This is a genomic window from Sandarakinorhabdus limnophila DSM 17366 (genome assembly GCF_000420765.1).
GTDB classification, from domain to species: Bacteria; Pseudomonadota; Alphaproteobacteria; order Sphingomonadales; family Sphingomonadaceae; genus Sandarakinorhabdus; species Sandarakinorhabdus limnophila.
Genome location: NZ_ATVO01000004.1, coordinates 176,797 through 197,473 on the forward strand (window position 1 = coordinate 176,797; position 20,677 = coordinate 197,473).

The window sequence follows — 20,677 nt, forward strand, 5'->3', positions numbered from 1 at the left end:
GGAGAGCGGCTTTATGCGGGCATGATGTGCCCCGCCGCCAGTGTCAGCCAGCAGGTGGATGGGCCGCCGGCCAGATCGGCAAACAACGCCGGATCAGTGCCGGTCATCCACGCCTGCACGCCCATCGCCGTCAGCCGTTCGTACAGCGCGGCGCGGCGGCCGGCATCAAGATGCGCGGCGATTTCATCCAGCAGCAGGATCGGCGGCCGGCCGCTGCGCTGCGCCACCAGCGCCGCATGCGCCAGCACGATGGCGATCAGCAGCGCCTTTTGCTCGCCGGTGGAGCAGCTGGCCGCCGGCATCGCCTTGGCGGCGTGGGTGACGATCAGATCAGCGCGGTGCGGGCCCTCAATGGCGCGGGCCGCAGCGGCATCGCGGGCCCGGCCCCTCGCCAGCCGCGCAGCAAGATCATCGGCGTCATTGCCGGCCAGTGCGATCAGTGGCCGGGCAAATGGCCCATCGGGCGCGCCCGCCAGTTCCGCCGCCAGTGCTGCCACCACATCGGCGCGCGCATCCGCGATGGCGGCGCCATGCTCGGCCATGTCGGCCTCCAGCCCGGCCAGCCAAACCGGATCGGCTGGACCATCGGCGGTGAGCAGGCGCGTGCGTTCGCGCATCGCCGCCTCATAGCGGTTCACGCGCTGGCCGTGGCCGGGGTGCAGCGCCAGCACCAGCCGATCAAGGAAGCGCCGCCGGCTGCCGCTGCTTTCGCTGAACAAGCGGTCCATCGCCGGGGTGAGCCACACCAAAGCCAGCCAATCGCTGAGCGCCGTCGCCGTCGCCGCGGCACCGTTCACCCGCACCAGCCGGCGTTCGGGTGCTGCGGCAGCCGTGCCGGTGCCGATCTGCACTTCGCCTTCAGCCGAGATCAGATGGGCCGCCACGCTCCACCCACCGGGGCCATCCTGCCGCGCCGCGTCCGATAGCGGCGCCCCGCGCAAGCCGCGCCCCGGTGCCAGCAACGAAATCGCATCCAATATGTTGGTCTTGCCCGCCCCATTGTCACCGGTGATCACCACCAACCCCGGCCCGGCATTGATGCTGGCGTGGGCGTGGCTGCGAAAATCGGTGAGGGTGAGGCGGGTGATCGCCGTCACAGAGTCAGCAGCCGATGCCGGCCATTGTCGAAACGGTGATAGGGAATGGGCCGCGTCGGATCATCCAGTCGTGCCGCCACATCAGCCAGGATGGCGCGGGTGATGCTGGGCAGATCGAGCTTTGCCGCCTCGTCCCAATCGAACCAGGCGATTTCATCGAGCTCGCCGCAGCCGGCGCCGGGATCGAGGCTGACAAGATGATGCGCCTCCACCGTGAAGAAACGCGCATCAAACCGGCGCGGGCGCACCGGCGGCGTGATGGCGCGCCCCACGAAACGCAGCGGTTCCAGATGCGGCAGATGACCAGTGGCGAGGAAATCACGCCATTCCGGCGATTTTGTGCGGCCACTTCCGGGCGCGCCCAGCACCAGGCCGGTTTCTTCGAACAATTCGCGCACGGCCGCGGCGGCCAGCGCGCGGGCGCGGGCCGGCGGCGCGGTCAGGTGCAGCCGGCTGGCCGTGTCATCATCCAATTCGCTGGCGGCGGCGACGCGGAAATCAGCCGGGTGCAGCCGCCCGCCAGGGAAGACCCACTTGCTGGCCATGAAGACATGGCCCTTGGCCCGCCGGCCCATGAGCACGCGTGGATTTGGCCCGTCACGGCGGATCACCAGCACGGTCGCGGCATCCTTGGGCCGCAGCGAGCGGCCCTTCAGGATCGGAACATTGTCTTCATCAACCTGCATGTGGCCTCTCCTGCCACAAGCCGTGGCCTCACACCAAGGTCATCAGCGATTCGGTGGTGTAATCGGTCAACTCACCGTGGCGGCCATCGCGCACCTTCAGTGCCCAATCCGGATCGACGATCAGCGCACGGCCAACGCCCACCAGATCGAATTCGTCGCGCTCCAGCCGGTCGAGCAGGCCATCAAGGCTGGCCGGCTTCGACGATTCGCCGCCCATGCCAGCGACGAACTCACCGGTAAGGCCAACGCTGCCCACAGTGATGGTCGGCTTGCCGGTGAGCTTCTTGGCCCAGCCGGCGAAGTTCAAGCCTTCCGGGCCATCGAGTTCGGGGAATTCCGGTTCCCAGAAACGGCGCTGCGAACAATGGAACACGTCTGCCCCGGCATCGGCCAGCGGGCCCAGCCAGGCCGCCAGCTCGTCCGGCGACGGCGCCAGGCGGAAGGCGAAATCCTGCTGCTTCCACTGCGACAGGCGGATGATCACCGGGAAATCGGGGCCAACGGCGGCACGGACGGCCTTGAGCAGTTCGACCGCAAACCGCGCACGCAGCGGCAGCGTGTCACCGCCCCAGCGATCGTCGCGAGCATTGGTGGCGCCCCAGAAGAATTGATCGATCAGATAACCATGCGCGCCGTGCAGTTCGACCGCGTCGAAGCCCAGCCGCTTGGCATCACCGGCGGCGCGGGCGAAGGCAGCGACGGCATCGGCCACATCTTCATCGCTCATGGCGCGGCCGTTGGTCTTGCCCGGCATGTAAACGCCCGACGGGCTTTCGGCTTCCTCACCCTTGGGCGTGCGCCGGTTGGGCAGGCCGCCGACATGCCACAATTGCGGCGCGATCAGCCCGCTCTCACTGTGGACGGATTTGACCACCTGGCCCCAGCCATCGAGCGCTGAGCCAAAGAAATGCGGCACGTTGGGATCATTGGCAGCCCCGGTGCGCTCCACCGCGGTGCCTTCGGTGATGATCAGGCCCACGCCGCCGGCGGCGCGCTTGCGATAATATTCGGCGACATTCGCTCCCGGCTGGCCGGCCGGCGAGAAGCTGCGCGTCATTGGCGCCATCACGATGCGATTGGGGAGGGTGAGGCCCTTGAGAGGGAACGGGCGGAAGAGGGGATTGCTGCTCATGCGCGCTTCCTAGCCGGGCCGGGCGCGCCAAGTCACCTGTCAATCTGACCCATCGGCCAGCGGATGGCGCTTGTTGACCAACTCGACGAGCGCCGCCGACGCGACGTGCGTGTAGATCTGTGTTGTCACGATATCGGCGTGGCCCAGCAACGTTTGCACGATGCGCAAATCCGCGCCGCCTTCCAGCAGATGGGTGGCAAAGGCGTGGCGCAGCACGTGCGGCGAGATGCGGGCCGGCGGAATGCCGGCATCGGCGGCCAGCGCCTTGATCAACTGCCACAGCCGCAGGCGGGAGAGATAACCCACCTTTCCGCGCCCGGCCGGGAAGAGAAACTTGCTGTCCTTGGGCACATTCGCTTCCCACGCCAGCACGGCAGCTTCGGCGCGGCGGCTGATCGGCACCAGCCGTTCCTTGTTGCCTTTGCCCAACACCACCATGTGCCCGCGCCCGGCCTTGCAGGCATGGCGGGGCAGCGCCACCAGTTCGCTGGCGCGCAGGCCGGAGCCATAGAGGAGTTCCACCAGCGCGGCGGTGCGCAAGGATTGCGGATCATCGGGCCGTGCCGCCAGTTTCTCCGCCAGCGCCGCGAAAAGGCGTTCCACATCGCCCGCCGCCAGCGTTTTCGGCAATGGCCGTGCCGCCTGCGGCAGCGCCAGATCACGACCCGGATCATCGCTGCGCAGATGTTCCGCCATCAGAAAGCTGAGGAACTGCCGGACCGCACTCGCCTTGCGCGCCGCACTCGCCCGCGCCAGCGGCGCCCAGTGCCGGGCCAACCGCGCCAGCGCCGCCGCATCGGCTGCCGCCAACCCGCCGCCCAGCCATTCGCTGGCCTGATTGAGGTCGCGGCCATAGGCGAGAATTGTGTTCTTCGCCGCCCCGCGTTCGCTGGCCAAGCTGTCGAGGAACAGCGCGATGGCCTGCCCGTCGGTTACCTTGGCGTCAGTGATCATGCGCTGCGCGTGATCGCTTCGGCGGCCAACAGCCGAGCCTCCGTCACCCGGCCACAGGCCATGAGCGCCGCCACTATAGCCTCCACGTGGGCCGGCGGCACATCGGCCCAGCCGCCCTGCAGCCCGGTCGCTGCCAGCAGTGCCACTTCGCCAGCTGCCCGCCGCCGCGCCGCGCTGGCCAGCGCCGCCGTCCAGCGGTTGCTGATGGTCTTGAACCCATCTCGATCCAAGCCGCGTGCCTGGCCCAGGCCCGACAGCGCCGCCACCAGCATCGCCTCCCGGCGCGGGCTGGCCTTGGCCGCATCGCGCCACGCGCGAACGTCACCCGAATCCATCGCCACGCCAGCGCCTGCCGCCAGCAACGCCTGTGCCCGAACCCGCACATCATCATCGGCGTCCTGCGCCACCGGCCACCAAGCCCGGGCAGCGCGCGTGTTGCCTGCTGCCAGCAACGCCGCGATGATCACATCGGATCGCCCAGCCAGCGCCGCCGCCGGCTTCAGCGCAGCCGCCGCCGTCGCGGCTTCCAGCAAGGCGCCATAATCACTATCCCCAGCAATGGCAGCAATCGCCTCGGCCCGGTCAGTCGCGCTGCCGGTGAAGGCATCTCGCAGGCGGCCGGCCCGGCTGTCGGCGGCGAAACCGCCGCTGGCATCGGCCGGTGTCAGCGCCGCCACGGCACTGGCCAGTTCGTCGGCCGAAAGCGTGCCCAGCACGGCCGCCTGGCGCAACAGCGCAAAGCGCGTGGCGGCCGGCAGCACGCCATTGCGCACCGCCCAGCCGGCGTGGGCCGGGCCAAGCGCGGCCAACCGATCAGCCGGCACCGTTACACCTGCCGCACTGGCGACGCCGTAACGATAAGGGGTCAGCCCCTCTTCCTCTGCCCAATTGATGCCATCGGCGCGCCCGGCGCCGCCGGCCAGCACCACCACGCGCTGGGCCAGCCGCAGATCAAAGGCCGGCAAGGCACCGCGTCGGTTGCGCACGCTGTCGATCACGCCGGCCGCCGTGATATCGTCCCCATCCATGGCGGCGCACATGCCCCAGGCCAGATCCCACATCACATCATCGGAAAGCGCCCGTCCTGTAGCCGCGATCGGGCACAGGCCAGCCAGATCGGCCGCCGCCAGCGACACCTCGCCCGCCACGCGATAGGTGGCCGGCGTATAGCGTTCCTGCGGCAGCACATCGATCAGCCGCCGCGCCGGATCAACAGCGCCCATCCGCACCAGCAGCCCGGCGCGGGCCGCCACCCAATCGCCATCGCCTAGGCCCGCCGGCCCCGGCACCCGCGAGGCCAGCGCGCGGCCCAGCGTGATCGCCACCCAGCGCGAGGCGACGGGACCGGCGATGCGATTGGCGATCCCGGCCAGGAAACGCCCGTTGCTGCCGATGAAGGCATCGGCGCCAAACGCGCCACTTGCGGCATCGATGATACCGATCGGCGCGCCCGGCGGCAGCGCGGAGGCTGTCTGGGTTTCCACAAACACCGGCGGCGTGACATCACCCGGCTGCCCTGTCAGCAGCGGTGCCTGTTCGGCGGTGGCCGCTTCCGGCGGCGGCGCGGCAGTGCCGGGCAACAGCGGCGCCGGCGCGGCAGAAGGTGCAGGGGCCGGCGTATCGAAACCGGGCGGCAGCAGCGATTTGGGCGCATCGCGGTTCGGCACGGCATCCTGCCCAACCACGGGCGCCGCCAGAAGCAGCCCACAGGCGATCACCCCGGCCGATCCTGCCAACACTGCGCGTTTGCTTGCCCATGCCATAGGCCGGTGTATAGCCATCACTGCGATGGACGGCGACCCGAAAATCCTGGCAGAGCCTGAACGGCTGGCGTTGGCAGCGCAGCGGCCGGTCACGCTTGTTGGCCTGATGGGTTCCGGCAAGTCCAGTATCGGCAAGCGGCTTGCGGCCCGGTTGAGCCTGCCGTTCGTCGATGCCGATACCGCGATCGAGGAAGCCGCCGGCATGACCATTTCGGAAATGTTCGAACGCTTTGGCGAAGCGCATTTCCGCGATGGCGAACGCCGGGTGATCGCCCGCCTGATCGACGGCACGCCCAAGGTGATTGCCACGGGCGGCGGCGCTTTCATGAACGATGAAACCCGCGCGCTGATCCTGGAACGCACGCTTTCGGTATGGCTTGATGCCGATGTCGCCACGCTGGTCGATCGCGTGCGCCGGCGCGGCAGTCGGCCGCTGCTGAAGGGCAAGGATCCGGGCGCGGTGCTCACCGCGCTCGCCGCCATCCGCGGGCCCGTCTATGCGCAGGCCCGCATCCGTGTGGCCAGCAGACCCGGCCCGCATCATGAAACGGTGGATGCGATCGTGGCTGCACTCGCCGCCGCCAATGCCGAAGAGGCTGCCTGATGATCGTTGATGTCGCGCTGGGGATGCGCGCCTACCCCATCCATATCGCGCCCGGCCTGCTTGGCGCAGCCGCCCCGGTGCTCGGCCCGTTTGCGCGCAACCAGCGCCTGGTGGTCGTCACCGATGAAAGCGTCGCGGCGCTGCATCTGCAAACGCTTGCCACCGGCCTGCCCGGCATCAGGCTAGAACCTATCGTGCTGCCACCCGGCGAAGCCACCAAGGATTGGGCGCATCTGCAGCTGGTCGTCGAACGACTGCTCGAACTGGGTGTCGAGCGCAGCGATGCGGTCGTCGCGCTGGGCGGCGGCGTCATCGGCGATCTGGTCGGCTTTGCCTGTTCGATGCTGAAGCGCGGCTGCCGCTTCGTGCAGGTGCCGACCACGCTGCTTTCGCAGGTCGATTCCTCTGTCGGCGGCAAGACGGCGATCAATGCGAAAGCCGGCAAGAATCTCGTCGGCGCCTTCCACCAGCCGGTCGCCGTGCTGATTGATCCGGCCGTGCTCGCCACCCTGCCGCGCCGCGAATTGATGGCCGGTTATGCCGAGGTGGTGAAATACGGCCTAATCAATGATGCCGCCTTTTTCGCCCGGTGCGAGGCCAATGGCGCAGCCCTGCTGGACGGCGATCCCACGGCGCAGATCCACGCCATCGCCCACAGCTGCCGCGCCAAGGCCGCCGTGGTTGCGGCTGACGAACGCGAGACTGACGATATCCGCGCGCTGCTCAACCTTGGCCACACCTTCGGCCACGCCTTCGAGGCCGAAACCGGCTTCTCCAGCCGGCTGCTGCACGGCGAGGCCGTCGCATTGGGCATGGTGCAGGCCTTCCGGCTTTCCGCCCGGCTGGGCCTGTGCCCGCAAAGTGATGCAGAGCGTGTGGCCGCCCATCTCGCCGGCCTCGGCTTCACCATCGAACCCGCCGCGCTCGGCCTCAGCTGCACCGCCGCCCGGCTGGTCGAGCACATGAAACAGGACAAGAAGATGAGCGCCGGCCGCCTCGCCTTCATCCTGGCCCGCGGCATCGGGCAGAGCTTCGTCTCCCGCGATGTCGAACTGGCCGACGTGGAAGCCTTCCTGGCCGAACAGCTGACAGGCTGAGCTATTACTTGCGCACCCACTGATCCGCCTTGGCCAGCGGCGGCCGGGCCAGCGCCTTTTCGGCTTTCGCATCGCCCAGCAACCAGCGCCGCCACCACAGGTTGGTCACGCGCGCCACGCGGTCCTGCCGGGCCAGATCGTCGGGGGCCTTGCGGGTGTCGCCGGCAAACAGCAGGTGGTCGCCGCCGTCCAGTTGCAGCAACGCCTTGCGGCCATCGGCCGGTGCGCCGGTGCGCCGGTGAACAGGCTGAGGCGGCGGACGCGTTGATCGGCAACCACACCAGCCGACGCGTTGGCAGGCACGCCATCGGCATTGCTGGTGATCACCAACAGCGGCCGGCCGATGCCGCCAAATTGCGCTTTGGCCATGGCCGCATCGGCCGGGCCACTGCTGCTCATCGCCACGAACGCCCGGAAGCGGCGGTCGATCAGCGGTGCGTGCTCACCGTCCGGACGCTGGCCGGCCATCGCCTGCACCACCCAGGCCCCCATGCTGTGCCCGGCCAGCGCCAGGTGATCGCTTTCGATGCGTGTGAGATCGCAGGCGCCTTCGCTTGGCCGCCGCGCCAGCTCATCGGCCACGAAACCGACATCGGCGATGCGCGCCAGCACCTGTTCCGGCGCGATGCCGGCCCGCACGCGAGCGTCGCGCTCCTGCGGGGTGGCGGGCCCGCGATAAACAGCGGCATCGCTGCCGGGGTGTTCGAGGCGGATCACCGCAATGCCGGCAGCGGTCCACGCCGCCACCCAGCGCGCGGCATTGCTGCGAGTGCCGCCGAGGCCGGGCGACCAGATTACCGCCGGTGCCTTTTGCTTGCCATCGGGCAGGTTGATCCGCACCGGCACATCGCGGCCACGCGGCCCATCGCGCCACACCGCATCGCACATGGTTGCCGCCGCCGGGGCAGCGAGCAGCAGGGCGAGGCAGGTGAACGCGGTTTTCACGCGCCCACCCTAACCCCTGATCAGGCCAGCGTCATCTTCCGCTTGCCGCGCTTCACCACGGCGGCCTGGGGCGCACTGGTGGCCATCGAAACGGTCTTGATCGTGTCCATGAACACCCAATCGCAGCGGGTTTCAGCGGCGTTGAACGACAAGGTGAGATAGCCGCGACGGCTGGTGTCGCACCACTGCATCCCCGGCGAGCTTTGCAGCAGCGCGGCGCGGATCAGCGCCGGATCCGCCGCCAGTGCCGATTCGTAGCCGGGCGAGGTGACGGAGTGGACGCCGAATTCGGCGGCCACCGGCGTGCCATCCAGGCTGTGGTTGAAGGCCCAGGCATTGTGGCTGTCGCCGGCAATCACGATCGGATCGGCACCGGCATCGGCCATGGCCTTCAGCAAACGGCGACGCGCTTGCGGATAGCCTGACCACATGTCCTGCGCGCCCGGAATGCCGGCCTGCGACGCGGCAATGCCGCCCTTCACATAGCCTTGGGCGCGCGCATCGGCGCCCGGGGCAAGGAACTCCAGCGCGTTTTTCGGGGTCATGATGTCACCCATCACCACCTGCTGCGCGATCAGCTGCCAGCGCTGGCCGGTTTTCACGCTCGCCGCCACTTCGCGGGCGAACCAGGCTTCCTGTTCGGCGCCCAACAGGGTGCGCGCCGGGTTCTGCCATTCGCCGCTGGCAAAGGCCTTGATACCCTCCGGCCCGGCCTTCAGCGCCGCATTGAGGTCAAGCTGCTTGTCACGGCCGGACATGCGGGTGTCCAACGTAAGCACCGAAACCAGATCGCCGAAATCATAGCGGTGCCACGGCACCTCCGGGCTCATCAGCCATTCGCGGTGGGCCTTGAGCGCGGCATCGCGGCGCAGGTTCCACACGCCTTCATCATCCTGGTGGTTCTGGGCGCCGCCTTTCCACGTATCGTTGGCGAATTCATGATCGTCCCAGATGGCGATCATCGGGAAGCGCGCGTGGATCGCCTGCAGGCCGGGATCGGTGCGATAGCTGGCGTAACGCTGGCGATAATCGTCGATCATCAGGATTTCGTCGACCGGCAAGATCTCGCGGCCCGGCATCACCTGCTCAGGGTACGAACCCATCGGATATTCATAGATATAATCGCCCAGGTGGATCACCGCATCGATATCGTCACGCACGGCGGCGTGGGCATAGGCGTTGAAATGCCCGAACGGCCGGTTGGAGCAGGACAGCACCGCCACCTTCAGCTGATCCAGCTTGCCCGCTGGCAGCGTCTTGGTGCGGCCCACGGTGGACATCGAGCCATCGGGCGCGGTGAAGCGATACCACAGCCACTTGCCATCAGGCAGGCCGGTCACACGCGCCTGCGCCGTGCCCCAGCTTTCCGGGCCTGCGTTGGCTTCTGCGCGGGCGATAATGCGGCTCATGCCTTGGTCTTCGGCCACTTCCAGCTTCAGCACCGTCGCCGCGCCCGTCACGCTGGCAAAGCGCGTCCACAACGTGACTGCGCCGGGGCCGGGATGGCCCGACGCGACGCCATGGGTGAAGCCACTGATCGGCCACAGGCGGGCCAGGGCCGGGCGCACCGGCAGGATCAGGCCGGCCGCAGTGGCCCCCAGGAAGGCGCGACGATCGATGGCAGGACGCATGGCTGATTCCCCTTTAGACGTTGGCGCCATTAAAACCGGATATTGTGACAATTTCGAGGGAGCCCGCCGCCATGGCGAAAATGCGCAGCAAGGCCGATCTTCCAGCCAAGGATTGCGCCGCCTGTGGCCGCCCGTTCAGCTGGCGGAAGAAATGGGCGCGCGATTGGGAGAATGTGCGATATTGTTCCGACGCCTGCCGCAGCGGTGCCTATGGACGGGCGCGCGCCGGCACGACAGAATGACGCAAATTTCGCAGGAGGAATCGCCATGGCCACGCAACTGAAAACAGCGAGTGTGAAAGATCAGGTTTCGGCCGAGGAGTGGGCCCTGCGCGTCGATCTCGCCGCCGCCTATCGCCTGGTCGCCCATTATGGCTGGGACGATCTGATCTTCACCCATCTATCGGTGCGGGTGCCGGGGCCGGAACATCATTTCCTGATCAACCCCTACAACCTGATGTTCGAGGAAATCACGGCGTCCAGCCTCGTCAAGATCGACGTCGAAGGCCATCCGGTGATGGAAACGCCCTATCTCACCAACGCCGCCGGCTTCACCATCCATTCGGCCATCCACATGTCGCGCGAGGATGCCCACGCCGTCATCCACTTGCACACGCCGCACGGCCAGGCGGTTTCCGCGCACAGCGAAGGCCTGATGCCGATCACGCAGACGGCAATGCTGATCCGCGATGAGCTGAGCTATCACCACTATGAAGGCGTCGCGACCGATCTGGATGAGCGCGAACGGCTGGTGCAGGATCTGGGCCCGACCAAGACCGCGATGATCCTGCGCAATCACGGCACGCTCACCGTTGGTGAGACGGTGGCCGAGGCCTTCATCAAGATGTATTTCCTCGAACGCGCCTGCGAGGCCCAGTGCCTGGCACTGGCCGGTGGCCAGGACCTGATCAACCACCCGCCGCAGGGCACCCCGGAAAAGGCAGCCGATCAGGGCCGCGCCGGGCTGAAAATGGTGGGCAACATGCTGGCCTGGCCGGCGCTGCTCCGCAAACTGGACCGGATTGATCCCAGCTTCCGGGATTGAGCGTCAGCTTTCGAAGCGATTGAGCGCGTCGCCGGCAAAGGCGATCACGGCCAGCCACAGCCAGCCGAACATCATGGCGGTGCCGCCCGCGGGGGCGAGCGCCGCCACCCACTTTGGCGCGCCCATCGCCAGCAGGTTCAGGTCCATCGCGAACACGAAGGCCCCGCCCAGCACCGCCCAGGCGCCCGAATGGACGAACGGCGAATTGCGCCAGGCCAGCAGGCCGAACACCGCGGCGACATGCGGCAGCTGGAATGTCACGCCGGTCATGATCCAGTCTTTCGCTTGGGGATCATCGATGCCGTGCGCGGCAAAGGTGCCAAAGGCCAGTGCGATCACGGCGTTCAGGCAGGCAAAAGCCGGCAGGTAACGCGGGCGGGCGGGTGCGGTGGGTTCGCTCATGCCGGGCAGACTGGCGCGTTGAAGGGCGGTTGAAAAGCCATCAGTTCGACAAGCGATAAAGTTCGCGCGCGGTAATCATGCGCATGATCTGGTTGGTGCCTTCCAAAATCTGGTGAACGCGCAAATCGCGGAAGATGCGCTCCACCGGATAATCCATCAGATAGCCATAGCCGCCATGCAGCTGCAGCGCGCGATCGGCGACCGCCATCCCGGTATCGGTGGCAAAGCGTTTGGCCATGGCGGCAAATTGCGTCTTGTCAGGCGCGCCCTCGCTCACCTTCACGGCCGCCTGATAGAGCAGCGCGCGGGCCGCCGAGAGTTCGGTCGCCATATCGGCCAGGGTGAACTGGGTGGCCTGGAAATCGGCGATGGCCTTGCCGAACTGCTGGCGCTGCCGCGTGTAGGCCAGCGCCTCGTCCAGCGCGCGCTGGCCGCCGCCCAATGAGCACGCGCCGATGTTGAGCCGGCCGCCATCAAGCCCGGCCATGGCGATGCTGAAACCCTGGCCTTCGGCGCCAACCAGATTTTCCACCGGCACCCGCACTTCGTCGAAATTCACCTGCGCGGTGGGTTGCGATCGCCAGCCCATCTTGCGTTCCGGCGCGCCAAAGCTAACGCCCTTCATGTCCTTCTCGATCACCAGGCAGGAAATGCCTTTGGGGCCATCCACCCCGGTGCGGACCATCGTCACGTACACATCATTGACGCCGGCACCCGATATGAACGCCTTGGAACCGCTCACCACATAATGATCGCCATCCCTGACCGCGCGCGTCTTCAGCGCCGCCGCATCCGATCCCGATCCCGGTTCGGTGAGGCAGTAACTGGCGATCTGGTCCATCGTTACCAAGCCCGGCAGATACTTGGCCTTCACCGCGTCACCGCCAAAGCAGTCGATCATCCAGGCCGCCATGTTGTGGATGGAGATGAAGGCCGACGTGGACGGGCAGCCATAGGCCATCGCTTCCATGATCAGCGCCGCTTCCAGCCGGCCCAGCCCAATGCCGCCGCCAGCCTCGCTGACATAGATTGATCCGAAACCCAGCGCCGCCGCGGCCTGCACGACGTCCTTGGGATAATGGTGCTCGGCATCCCAGCGCGCGGCATGGGGCGTGATCGCCTCGGCCGTGAAGCGCCGGGCGACCTCCTGGATGGCCTTCTGGTCGTCGGTCAGGTCAAACTGGCTCATGCCCCGTCTCTACGGGGCTGGAAACGCCATGGCAATTCGTGGCAATAGCCGCAGATGAATCTTGCCCCCGCCACAATCGTCGATCAGTTGATCGACATCCACACCCAGTCCGTCGCCGCCCTGCGCGATGCGCTGAAATCCTACATCAACGATGGCGCCGCCCCTGATGGCAGCCAACGCGTGCGCGGCGATTGGGCCTACCCTGAACTGCGCCTCGAATTCTCCGGCGAACGTCGCGCGCTGCGCCCGATCCGCGCCTTTGCCCGGCTCAATCGCCCCGGCAGTTACACCACCACTGTCACCCGCCCGGCGATGTTCCGCGCCTATCTCGAAGAGCAATTGGGCCTGTTGATGGCCGATTATGATGTGGTGGTCTCGGTTGGCCGCTCCGAAGTCGAGATCCCCTATCCCTACGTGCTCGATGGCGCGGCCGACCTTAATCTGGAAGGCGTCGCCGCATCGGAACTGGCCCGGCATTTCCCCACCACCGAATTGCAGCAGATCGGCGATGAACTGGCCGACGGCCTGTGGGACGAGAGCCGCGCCGATGAACGCCCGCTGGCCCTGTTCGATGGCCCGCGCACGGATTTCTCGCTGGCCCGGCTGAAGCACTATACCGGCACCGCGCCGGAGGATTTCCAGCATTATATCCTGCTAACCAATTATCATCGCTATGTCGATGAATTCGTGCGCTGGGCCTGCCGGCAACTGGGGAATGGGTATGACCGGCTCGCCTGCCCCGGCGGGCTGGACATCACCGCCGATGATCCTGATGCCGACAGAGCCGCCGCCGATTTTGCCTGGCGCAAGAACCAGATGCCGGCCTGGCACCTGATCGGTCCAAACGGCACCGGCATCACGCTGGTCAACATCGGCGTCGGCCCAGCCAACGCCAAGACGATCTGCGATCACCTCGCCGTACTGCGCCCCGAAGCCTGGTTGATGATCGGCCACTGCGGCGGCCTGCGCCCCAGCCAGGCGATCGGCGATTATGTGCTGGCCCACGCCTATTTGCGCGATGATCACGTGATGGACGATGTGCTGCCACCCGAAATCCCGATCCCGGCCTTGTCGGAAGTGCAGAAGGCGCTGCAACTCGCCACCGAAAAGGTGACCGGCATGACCGGCGATACGCTGAAACCGCGCCTGCGCACCGGCACGGTGGTGACGACGGACGATCGCAACTGGGAACTGCGCTATTCGCAGTCATCCCTGCGCTTCAACCAGAGCCGCGCGGTGGCCATCGACATGGAATCCGCCACCATCGCCGCGCAGGGCTATCGCTTCCGCGTCCCCTACGGCACCTTCCTATGCGTGTCTGACAAGCCGCTGCACGGCGAGATCAAGCTGCCCGGCCAGGCCAACCGTTTCTATGAGGGCGCGATTTCGGAGCATCTGCAGGTGGGCATCGAAGCGATGATGATCCTGCGCGACGAAGGCCCGGCGCTGCATTCGCGGAAACTGCGGGCGTTTGATGAACCTCCCTTTCGGTGAGGTTCAGAGACTGAGTTCAAGCTCCGACAGCAGCGCCGCCCGCGCCGCCTTCACGCCGCGCCACAAGTCCGGGTTCGTCATGTCCGCCGGGCCAATCGCCTCCGGCCACCAGCGCTCGACCAGCCGTTCCAGCTGATCCGCCTTGGCCTCGTCCAGCAAGAAGCGCGCATCGACCCGCGCTGGATCAGCCACCACACGCAGCCGCAGGCAGGCAGGGCCACCACCGTTCTGCATGGATTCACGCACGTCGACGAAATGCGCCGCACTGATGGGGCCGTTGCCGGCCACCAGCGCCGCCAGATAGGCCTTCACGCTCGGCGTTTCCTCGGCCTCTATCGGCAGCACCAGCGCCATGCTGCCATCGGGCAGGGTGAGCAATTGGCTGTTGAACAGATAGGATTTGATTGCATCCTCAAGGCTGACCGCGCTGGCCGGCACCTCGACATGCACCGCGTCGGGCATCCGGCGCGCCACATCGGCCTTCAGGCCGGCCGCATCGGCAAAGGCGTGCTCGTGCGCAAACAGCACATTGCCGTTGGCCACCGCCACCACGTCATTGTGAAACGCGCCGGCATCGATGGCGGTCTGGCTTTGCGCCACGAACAGCGCGTTGCTCACGCCATGACGGCGGGCAATGGCTTCGCTGGCCCGGCGGTTCTGGCGGGCGGGGAAACGGCCGCCTTCCTCGCCATAGACGAAGATCTCAAGGCCGGGCGCGTCGTGGGCAGCGCACAGGCGCATGAAATTGGCCGCGCCTTCATCGCCGAATGCGGCCGGCAAAGCTTCATGCACTGCGAACGCCGGATCGGCGAACGCGATGGCCAATTGCGCGTGCGTCTCCGGATGTTCGATGCTGCGGTGGGCCATGCGCGACAGGTTGGCAGCGCTGATATGGCAGCGGCCGTCTTCAGTGTCGGGCGCCGGCGAGACGGTGGCGGCATTGGCCGTCCACATCGAACTGGCGGACGCCGCGGTGGCAAACAGGCGCGGGTCTTCAGCCGCAGCGCGAGCGATCACCTGCTCGTCCGTCCCGACAAACCCCATCGCGCGCAGGAAACCGACGTTCGGCCGGTCCAGCGGCAGCAGGAAACCCTGCGTGAGCCCCAGCCCCATCACGAAGCGCATCTTGGCGATGCCCTGCAATGCAGCGGCGCGCGGGCGCGACGTGGCCCCGCCGTGGCGCGCACTGGCGAGGTTGCCGAGCGAGAGCGCCGCATAATTGTGGCTCGGCCCGATCAGGCCGTCGAAGTCGATTTCGCGGATCATGGGCGCAGGCCGGTGCTGATGCCGCCGCCCAGTGCATCGGCGGCCAGAGTCGCCACCGGGAAGGCGCAATAGTCGGCGGCGTAATAGGCGGATGGTCGGTGATTGCCGCTGGCCCCGATGCCGCCGAACGGTGCGGCCGACGACGCGCCGTTGGTCGGTCGGTTCCAGTTGACGATGCCGGCGCGGCTGCGCGCCCAGAAATCATCGAACCGCGCCGCATCTCCGCCGATCAGGCCCGCCGCCAGGCCAAAGCGCGTGGCATTGGCTGCCGCGATGGCTGCATCCCAGTCAGGTACACGGACGATCTGCAACACGGGGCCGAACAGTTCATCGTCGGGCGGCGCATGGCCGGTCATGTCGATAATGGCGGGTGACAGCAACGGCCGGTCAGCGCGGGCGCGCACCAGCGGGCGCATCACGCGGCCTCCCGCGGCCTGCAATTGCGCCCAACCCCGTTCCAGGCCATCGGCCGCTGCATTGGAGATCACCGGCCCCATGAACGGCTGCGGTTCGTCGAAGGGCGCGCCGACGATCAACCGATCCGCCAGCGCCAGCACGGCTTCGACCAGCGCATCGCTCCCCGGCCCGACAATCAGCCGCCGCGCGTTGGTGCAGCGCTGCCCGGCCGACAGAAACGCCGATTGCACCACGGTTGCGGCCGCCGCTTCGATATCGGTCAAATCCCACGCCACCAGCGGATTATTGCCACCCATTTCCAGCGCCAATATGCGGTGCGGCGTGTCGGCAAACTGCCGCGCCAATGCCGCGCCGACATGCGCCGAGCCGGTGAACAACAGGCCGTCAATCGCCGCACCCGCCAGTTCGCGGCCAACATCGCCGCCGCCGTGGACAAGATTCAATACGCCCTCGGGCAGGCCCGCCTTGGTCCACAGCCCGGCCATGAAATCCGCCACAGCCGGCGTCTGTTCCGACGGCTTGAACACAATCACATTCCCGGCCATCAGCGCCGGCACGATATGGCCATTGGGCAGATGCGCCGGGAAGTTATACGGGCCGAGCACGGCCAGCACGCCGTGCGGCTTGTGACGCAGCATCTGGCGCACGCCGGCGGCCTCGGCTGCCTTTTCACCCGCCCGCTCGGTCTGCGCAGTGATGGAGATCTCCACCTTGGCGGCGACGCTGGCGACTTCGGTGCGGGTTTCCCACAATGGCTTGCCAGTTTCGCGCGCAATCATTTGGGCGAAGGCGTCAGCGTCGGCTTCCACGGCCGCCTTGAAGGCGCGGACGATGGCGATGCGTTCGGCCAGCGGCCGCCGCGCCCAACCCGACGCCGCAGCACGGGCGCGCGCCACAGCGGCCGCCACGCCGCCCACTGGCCCGGTCCAGATCGCCTCGCCCGTGCAGGGATCGGTGGAGACGAGTTCAGCAATCGACATGGCGGATCCTCGTGCCGGGCGTGAGGCCCAGCGGCGCGGCGACGGCGGCGGGCAGCGTTCGGCCCGCATCAGCGAGCGGAGACAGAAAAGCCTGGAAATCGTGGAGATGGCCAGTCGCCACCAGCTGCGCCGGCCCTTCCACCCCATCGGCCAGAGCGGCCACTTCGGCTTCGCGGGCACCGCGGATGGTCTTAAGATCATCGATGCGGGCGTTCACCGTGGGGCCGCCGTCGAAGATGTCGACATAATTGTCGAACGCAAAGCCCTCCGCCAGCAGCATGGCCAGCGCAGCGCGGCCACTGCCATGCGGTTGGCCGATGGCCGCGCGGGCCTCGTCGGTGAGCAGATTGGTGTAGACCGGATGGCGCGGCATCAGATCGGCGATGAACTGGTTGCCGTGGACGGCGTTGAAACGGTCCGCCTCCGGAAACGACAGGCCGAAGAATTTGGCGCCAAGCGCGTCCCAGAACGGCGAGTTGCCGTCTGCATCCATTACGCCGCGCAGCTCGGCAATCACGCGGTCGCCAAAGCCCGCGCGGTGCTGTGCGATGAACAGATAGCGGGCGCGCGCCAGGAGCCGGCCCAGCCCGCCGGTGCGCAGATCGGGGTGCAGGAACAGCCCGCCCACTTCCGACGCACCATCGAAATCACTGGTGAGCGACAGGAACTCGATGCGCAGCGTGCGATCCAGTTCCTTGCTGGTCTGGGTCAGCGTGGAAATCTTGTAGCTGTAGAACGGCCATTCGGCGCCCACCCGACTGAACACCATGCCGGTGCCGCCGATCCGCCCGGTCGCGACTTCTTCCAGCAGCAGCAGGTAAAGCTCGTTCGCCGGCGCTGCATCGCTGCGCGCGAAGCTGGCATCGGACCAAGCCAGGCGGCGGGCAAGCGCGCCCTCATCCTGCGGCAGATTGGTGAAACCGCCGCCAGTCAGCTTCGCCAGTTCCAGCACGGACGGCAGATCATCGGCCCGTGCCGGGCGCACGCGCCATTCGCCGGGGGCGATCATCGTTGCCACCCGTGCTGCGCCACGCGCATCAGCACCAATGCGGCCAGCCGGGCGCGTTCCTCCAGCGAATTGGCGCACAGAAATTCATCGCTGCTGTGGATGGCGCCGCCACGCGGGCCCATGGTGTCGACCACGGCCAGGCCCGTCGCCGCGAGATTATTGCCGTCACACACGCCGCCAGTGTCGCGCCAGCCGATGGCGAGGCCCAGCGAGGTGCCGCAGCTTTTCACAAGATCGAACAGGCGTTGCTGATTGGCGTCGAGCGGCTTGGGCGGGCGGGCAAAGCTGCCGTGCACGTGGATGTGGACGTCGTGCGCGCTCGCCACCGCCGCCACGATTTCATTGATGCCGGCTTCGGCGCGCAGCTGTGCGGCGGCACTGCGCGGCCGCATGTTCCAACGCAGCACGGCATTATCGGGCACGACATTATTGGGGCCACCGCCGTCGATTTTGGCGGGATTCACCGACAGATCGTCACTCGCCAGTGCGGCCAGCCGCAGCGCCAGATCGGCGGCGGCCAAAAGCGCGTTACGGCCATCTTCTGGGTTGCGCCCGGTATGCGCGGCGCGGCCGTGGATGCCGGCGGAAAAATTGCCCGATCCGGCGCGTGCTCCGGCCAACGTGCCATCGGGCAGCGCTGGCTCAAAGGTCAGGCCGAGGTGGCAGCGCTGGGCGGCTTCAGCCAACAACGGCGCGGAGCCGGGAGAGGAGACTTCCTCATCGCTGTTCAGCACCACTTCCCAGCCGATGCCTTCCGCAAATGGGCTGGCCTCCAGAACCGTCAGCGCTGCCTTGATGACGGCGATGCCGCCCTTCATGTCGGCCACGCCGGGGCCGTTCAGCGTGTCGGCGTCCAGCCAGCGGCAGGCCTGAAAGCCATGATCGGCCGGAAACACCGTATCCATATGGCCAGTCAGCAGCACACGCACCGGCGCGTCCGGACGCTTCACGATATGAAGATTGTCGCCGTGCAAAAGCACCCGCTCGCTGCCGCCGGCGTCGATCTGGCTGGCTGGCGCCGCCGCCACTCGCGTCGCCGTGCCGCCCAGTGGGCCAAAGGCCGCCTCCAGCACGTCAATCATCTGCGCCAGCCCGGCCAGATTGCGGCTGCCGGTGTTGATCGCCGCCCATGCCTCGATCTCGGCCAGCAGCGCCGGTCGCAGCCCGTCGATACGGGCCAGCGCATGGGCTTCGGCGGGCGACAGACTGGTCATGCCGCCACCATAATCTGTGATTTGTACAACCGCCAGCCATTTATGTGATTCATGTCACATTGCCCGCAACTCTGTCCGTCGCTCTGCCACCTTGACCGCGCCCACCATTGCTGGGCATGACGGTGGCATGACACGGCGTCGGCTCCATGGTGTGGGGTACGGCGCCAAACGTTTGGCAAGGGGAAATTGCTTGAACAAATGGCGCGTGAAGTCGCTGGATTCGATCCTGGCGACCGCAGAGAAGAAATCGCTCACCCGCTCGCTGGGGGCGTTCCAGCTCACCATGCTGGGCATTGGCGGCATCATCGGCACCGGCATTTTCGTGCTCACGGCCGAAGCCGCGCAGCTGGCCGGACCGGGCATGCTGATCAGCTTCGTGCTGTCGGCGCTGGTCTGCGGCCTCGCCGCCCTCTGCTATGCCGAACTGGCCGCGATGGTGCCGGTGTCGGGCAGCGCCTACACCTACAGCTATGCCACCTTCGGCGAGATTCTCGCCTGGATCGTCGGCTGGGCGCTGGTGCTGGAATATGCCGTGGCGGCTTCGGCCGTGGCGGTCGGCTGGTCCGGCTACATGGTCGGCGTGCTTGATAACTTCCTCGGCATTCAGTTGCCAGCCGAACTGGTGACTGGGCCTTATGCCGGCGGCATCATCAACCTGCCCGCCGTGGTCATTGCGCTCGCGGTCACCTGGCTGCTGGTGCTGGGCACCAAGGAAAGCGCCACAGTCAACTCCGTGCTGGTCACCGTGAAGGTGATCGCGCTGGCGGCGTTCATCTTCCTGGCGGTTCCGGCCGCCACGGCCGACAAGTTCGAACCCTTCCTGCCCTTGGGCGCCACTGGCGCCATTGGTGCGGCTTCCATCATCTTCTTTGCCTTCGTGGGCTTCGATGCGGTGTCCACCGCGGCCGAAGAAACCAAGAATCCACAGCGCAATATCCCGATCGGGCTGATTGCCAGCCTCGCCATCTGCACCGTTTTCTACATGCTGGTGGGTGCCGGCGTGATCGGCAGCTATGGCGCGCAGCCGGTGTTCGGCCCGAACGGCGAAGCCCTGCAGCCCGGTTCGCCGGAACTGGTGGCCCAGTGCAAGACCTTTGCCGAAGCCACTCTGCCGGTTGTTTGCTCCAACGAAGCGCTGGCGCACGTGCTGCGCGCCATCGGCCATCCCGGCGTGGGCAACGTGCTCGGCCTGGCGGCCGGTTTCGCGCTGCCGTCTGTCGTGCTCATGATGATGTTCGCGCAAACCCGCGTGTTCTTCGTGATGAGCCGCGATGGTCTGCTGCCCGGCATGCTGTCCAAAGTGCACCCGAAATATGGCACGCCGCACGTGGTGACGATCATCACCGGCCTGGGCGTGGCCATCTCGGCGGCCTTCTTCCCGGTGGGCCAGCTGGCTTCGGTGTCGAACGGCGGCACACTGTGCGCCTTCTTCTTCGTGAGCCTCGCCATCATGACGCTGCGCCGCACCGATCCGACGCGCCATCGCAGCTTCCGCACCCCGGCGGTGTGGATCGTCGCCCCGCTGGCGGCGGCCGGTTGCCTGCTCTTGTTCGGCTTCCTCAGCTTCGTGGCGCAGATGGTGTTCTTCGGCTGGGCCGCCATCGGCCTGGTGTTCTACTTCATCTATGGCCGCAGCCGTTCCAACGTGGCGCGCGGCATCACGGTGGTGGGTGAGCTCGATCCGGGCGTGCCGCCGCAGGGCGTGGCACCGCTGCCGGGCATCCATACGCCGGGCGGCAAGGACGCGTAACAC

Annotated in this window: 19 protein-coding genes; 6 read left to right on the forward strand and 13 right to left on the reverse strand. The window is 67.1% G+C overall.

Features of this window, described 5'->3' with window-relative positions; genetic code table 11:
• Nucleotides 1-11: 11 nt before the first annotated feature.
• The 5 genes from recF to G566_RS0104095 are packed head-to-tail and all read right to left on the reverse strand — an operon-like array spanning nt 12 to nt 5,608.
• Nucleotides 12-1,097: a DNA replication/repair protein RecF gene (recF, locus tag G566_RS0104075; protein ID WP_022679400.1), complete on the reverse strand. Its 1,086-nt coding sequence runs from the start codon at nt 1,095-1,097 to the stop codon at nt 12-14.
• A complete protein-coding gene (locus G566_RS0104080) occupies nt 1,094-1,783 on the reverse strand; it encodes an NUDIX hydrolase (protein ID WP_022679401.1) in 690 nt (229 codons plus the stop codon). The genes recF and G566_RS0104080 overlap by 4 nt, the downstream gene beginning before the upstream one ends.
• Before the next feature lie 28 nt (nt 1,784-1,811).
• Nucleotides 1,812-2,915 carry an NADH:flavin oxidoreductase gene (locus G566_RS0104085; protein ID WP_022679402.1) on the reverse strand — a complete coding sequence of 368 codons (1,104 nt, stop codon included), beginning with the start codon at nt 2,913-2,915 and terminating at the stop codon, nt 1,812-1,814.
• 39 nt (nt 2,916-2,954) lie between these two features.
• Entirely contained in the window at nt 2,955-3,869 is a 915-nt protein-coding gene (locus G566_RS0104090) for a tyrosine recombinase (RefSeq protein ID WP_022679403.1), read from the reverse strand.
• On the reverse strand, nt 3,866-5,608 hold the full coding sequence (locus tag G566_RS0104095; protein WP_156874418.1) for a hypothetical protein: 1,743 nt from the start codon (nt 5,606-5,608) through the stop codon (nt 3,866-3,868). Before G566_RS0104095 ends, G566_RS0104090 begins: the two co-directional genes overlap by 4 nt.
• Before the next feature lie 49 nt (nt 5,609-5,657).
• On the opposite strand from G566_RS0104095, the gene G566_RS0104100 reads away from it, so the two are divergent.
• The gene (locus G566_RS0104100; RefSeq protein WP_022679405.1) at nt 5,658-6,236 is read left to right on the forward strand and encodes a shikimate kinase; all 579 of its coding nucleotides are present in this window, start codon (nt 5,658-5,660) and stop codon (nt 6,234-6,236) included.
• A complete protein-coding gene (gene aroB / locus G566_RS0104105; RefSeq protein WP_029131240.1) occupies nt 6,233-7,333 on the forward strand; it encodes a 3-dehydroquinate synthase in 1,101 nt (366 codons plus the stop codon). The genes G566_RS0104100 and aroB overlap by 4 nt, the downstream gene beginning before the upstream one ends.
• A 105-nt stretch (nt 7,334-7,438) precedes the next feature.
• On the opposite strand, the gene G566_RS13460 is transcribed toward aroB, so the two are convergent.
• Together G566_RS13460 and G566_RS0104120 are read right to left on the reverse strand one after the other, a co-directional pair.
• Entirely contained in the window at nt 7,439-8,278 is an 840-nt protein-coding gene (locus G566_RS13460) for an alpha/beta hydrolase family protein (RefSeq protein ID WP_022679408.1), read from the reverse strand.
• Nucleotides 8,279-8,298: 20 nt separating this feature from the next.
• Entirely contained in the window at nt 8,299-9,909 is a 1,611-nt protein-coding gene (locus tag G566_RS0104120) for an alkaline phosphatase D family protein (protein ID WP_022679409.1), read from the reverse strand.
• A gap of 71 nt (nt 9,910-9,980) precedes the next feature.
• Between G566_RS0104120 and G566_RS15000 the strand changes: the two genes are divergently transcribed.
• Together G566_RS15000 and G566_RS0104130 are read left to right on the forward strand one after the other, a co-directional pair.
• Nucleotides 9,981-10,151, forward strand: coding sequence for a DUF2256 domain-containing protein (locus G566_RS15000; protein WP_022679410.1), 171 nt, complete (start codon nt 9,981-9,983; stop codon nt 10,149-10,151).
• A 25-nt stretch (nt 10,152-10,176) separates the two neighbouring features.
• Nucleotides 10,177-10,953, forward strand: coding sequence for a class II aldolase/adducin family protein (locus G566_RS0104130; protein WP_022679411.1), 777 nt, complete (start codon nt 10,177-10,179; stop codon nt 10,951-10,953).
• 3 nt (nt 10,954-10,956) lie between these two features.
• Here G566_RS0104130 and G566_RS0104135 read toward each other — a convergent pair whose 3' ends face one another.
• Both G566_RS0104135 and G566_RS0104140 read right to left on the reverse strand, forming a co-directional pair.
• Nucleotides 10,957-11,355, reverse strand: a complete 399-nt coding sequence (locus G566_RS0104135; protein ID WP_022679412.1) for a DUF423 domain-containing protein — start codon at nt 11,353-11,355, stop codon at nt 10,957-10,959.
• Nucleotides 11,356-11,395: 40 nt separating this feature from the next.
• Nucleotides 11,396-12,544, reverse strand: a complete 1,149-nt coding sequence (locus G566_RS0104140) for an acyl-CoA dehydrogenase family protein (protein WP_022679413.1) — start codon at nt 12,542-12,544, stop codon at nt 11,396-11,398.
• 54 nt (nt 12,545-12,598) lie between these two features.
• Here G566_RS0104140 and G566_RS0104145 point away from each other — a divergent pair, with 54 nt between their 5' ends.
• Nucleotides 12,599-14,038: an AMP nucleosidase gene (locus G566_RS0104145; protein ID WP_022679414.1), complete on the forward strand. Its 1,440-nt coding sequence runs from the start codon at nt 12,599-12,601 to the stop codon at nt 14,036-14,038.
• A 3-nt stretch (nt 14,039-14,041) separates the two neighbouring features.
• Here G566_RS0104145 and G566_RS0104150 read toward each other — a convergent pair whose 3' ends face one another.
• Genes G566_RS0104150 through G566_RS0104165 form a run of 4 tightly spaced genes read right to left on the reverse strand, consistent with a single transcriptional unit; the run spans nt 14,042 to nt 18,924 of the window.
• Entirely contained in the window at nt 14,042-15,304 is a 1,263-nt protein-coding gene (locus G566_RS0104150; protein WP_022679415.1) for an N-succinylarginine dihydrolase, read from the reverse strand.
• The gene (gene astD / locus G566_RS0104155) at nt 15,301-16,701 is read right to left on the reverse strand and encodes a succinylglutamate-semialdehyde dehydrogenase (RefSeq protein WP_029131242.1); all 1,401 of its coding nucleotides are present in this window, start codon (nt 16,699-16,701) and stop codon (nt 15,301-15,303) included. Before astD ends, G566_RS0104150 begins: the two co-directional genes overlap by 4 nt.
• Nucleotides 16,688-17,710 carry an arginine N-succinyltransferase gene (locus tag G566_RS0104160; RefSeq protein WP_022679417.1) on the reverse strand — a complete coding sequence of 341 codons (1,023 nt, stop codon included), beginning with the start codon at nt 17,708-17,710 and terminating at the stop codon, nt 16,688-16,690. The genes astD and G566_RS0104160 overlap by 14 nt, the downstream gene beginning before the upstream one ends.
• Entirely contained in the window at nt 17,707-18,924 is a 1,218-nt protein-coding gene (locus G566_RS0104165) for a hydrolase (RefSeq protein ID WP_022679418.1), read from the reverse strand. The genes G566_RS0104160 and G566_RS0104165 overlap by 4 nt, the downstream gene beginning before the upstream one ends.
• Before the next feature lie 190 nt (nt 18,925-19,114).
• On the opposite strand from G566_RS0104165, the gene G566_RS0104170 reads away from it, so the two are divergent.
• Nucleotides 19,115-20,674: an amino acid permease gene (locus G566_RS0104170; protein WP_022679419.1), complete on the forward strand. Its 1,560-nt coding sequence runs from the start codon at nt 19,115-19,117 to the stop codon at nt 20,672-20,674.
• Nucleotides 20,675-20,677 lie beyond the last annotated feature (3 nt).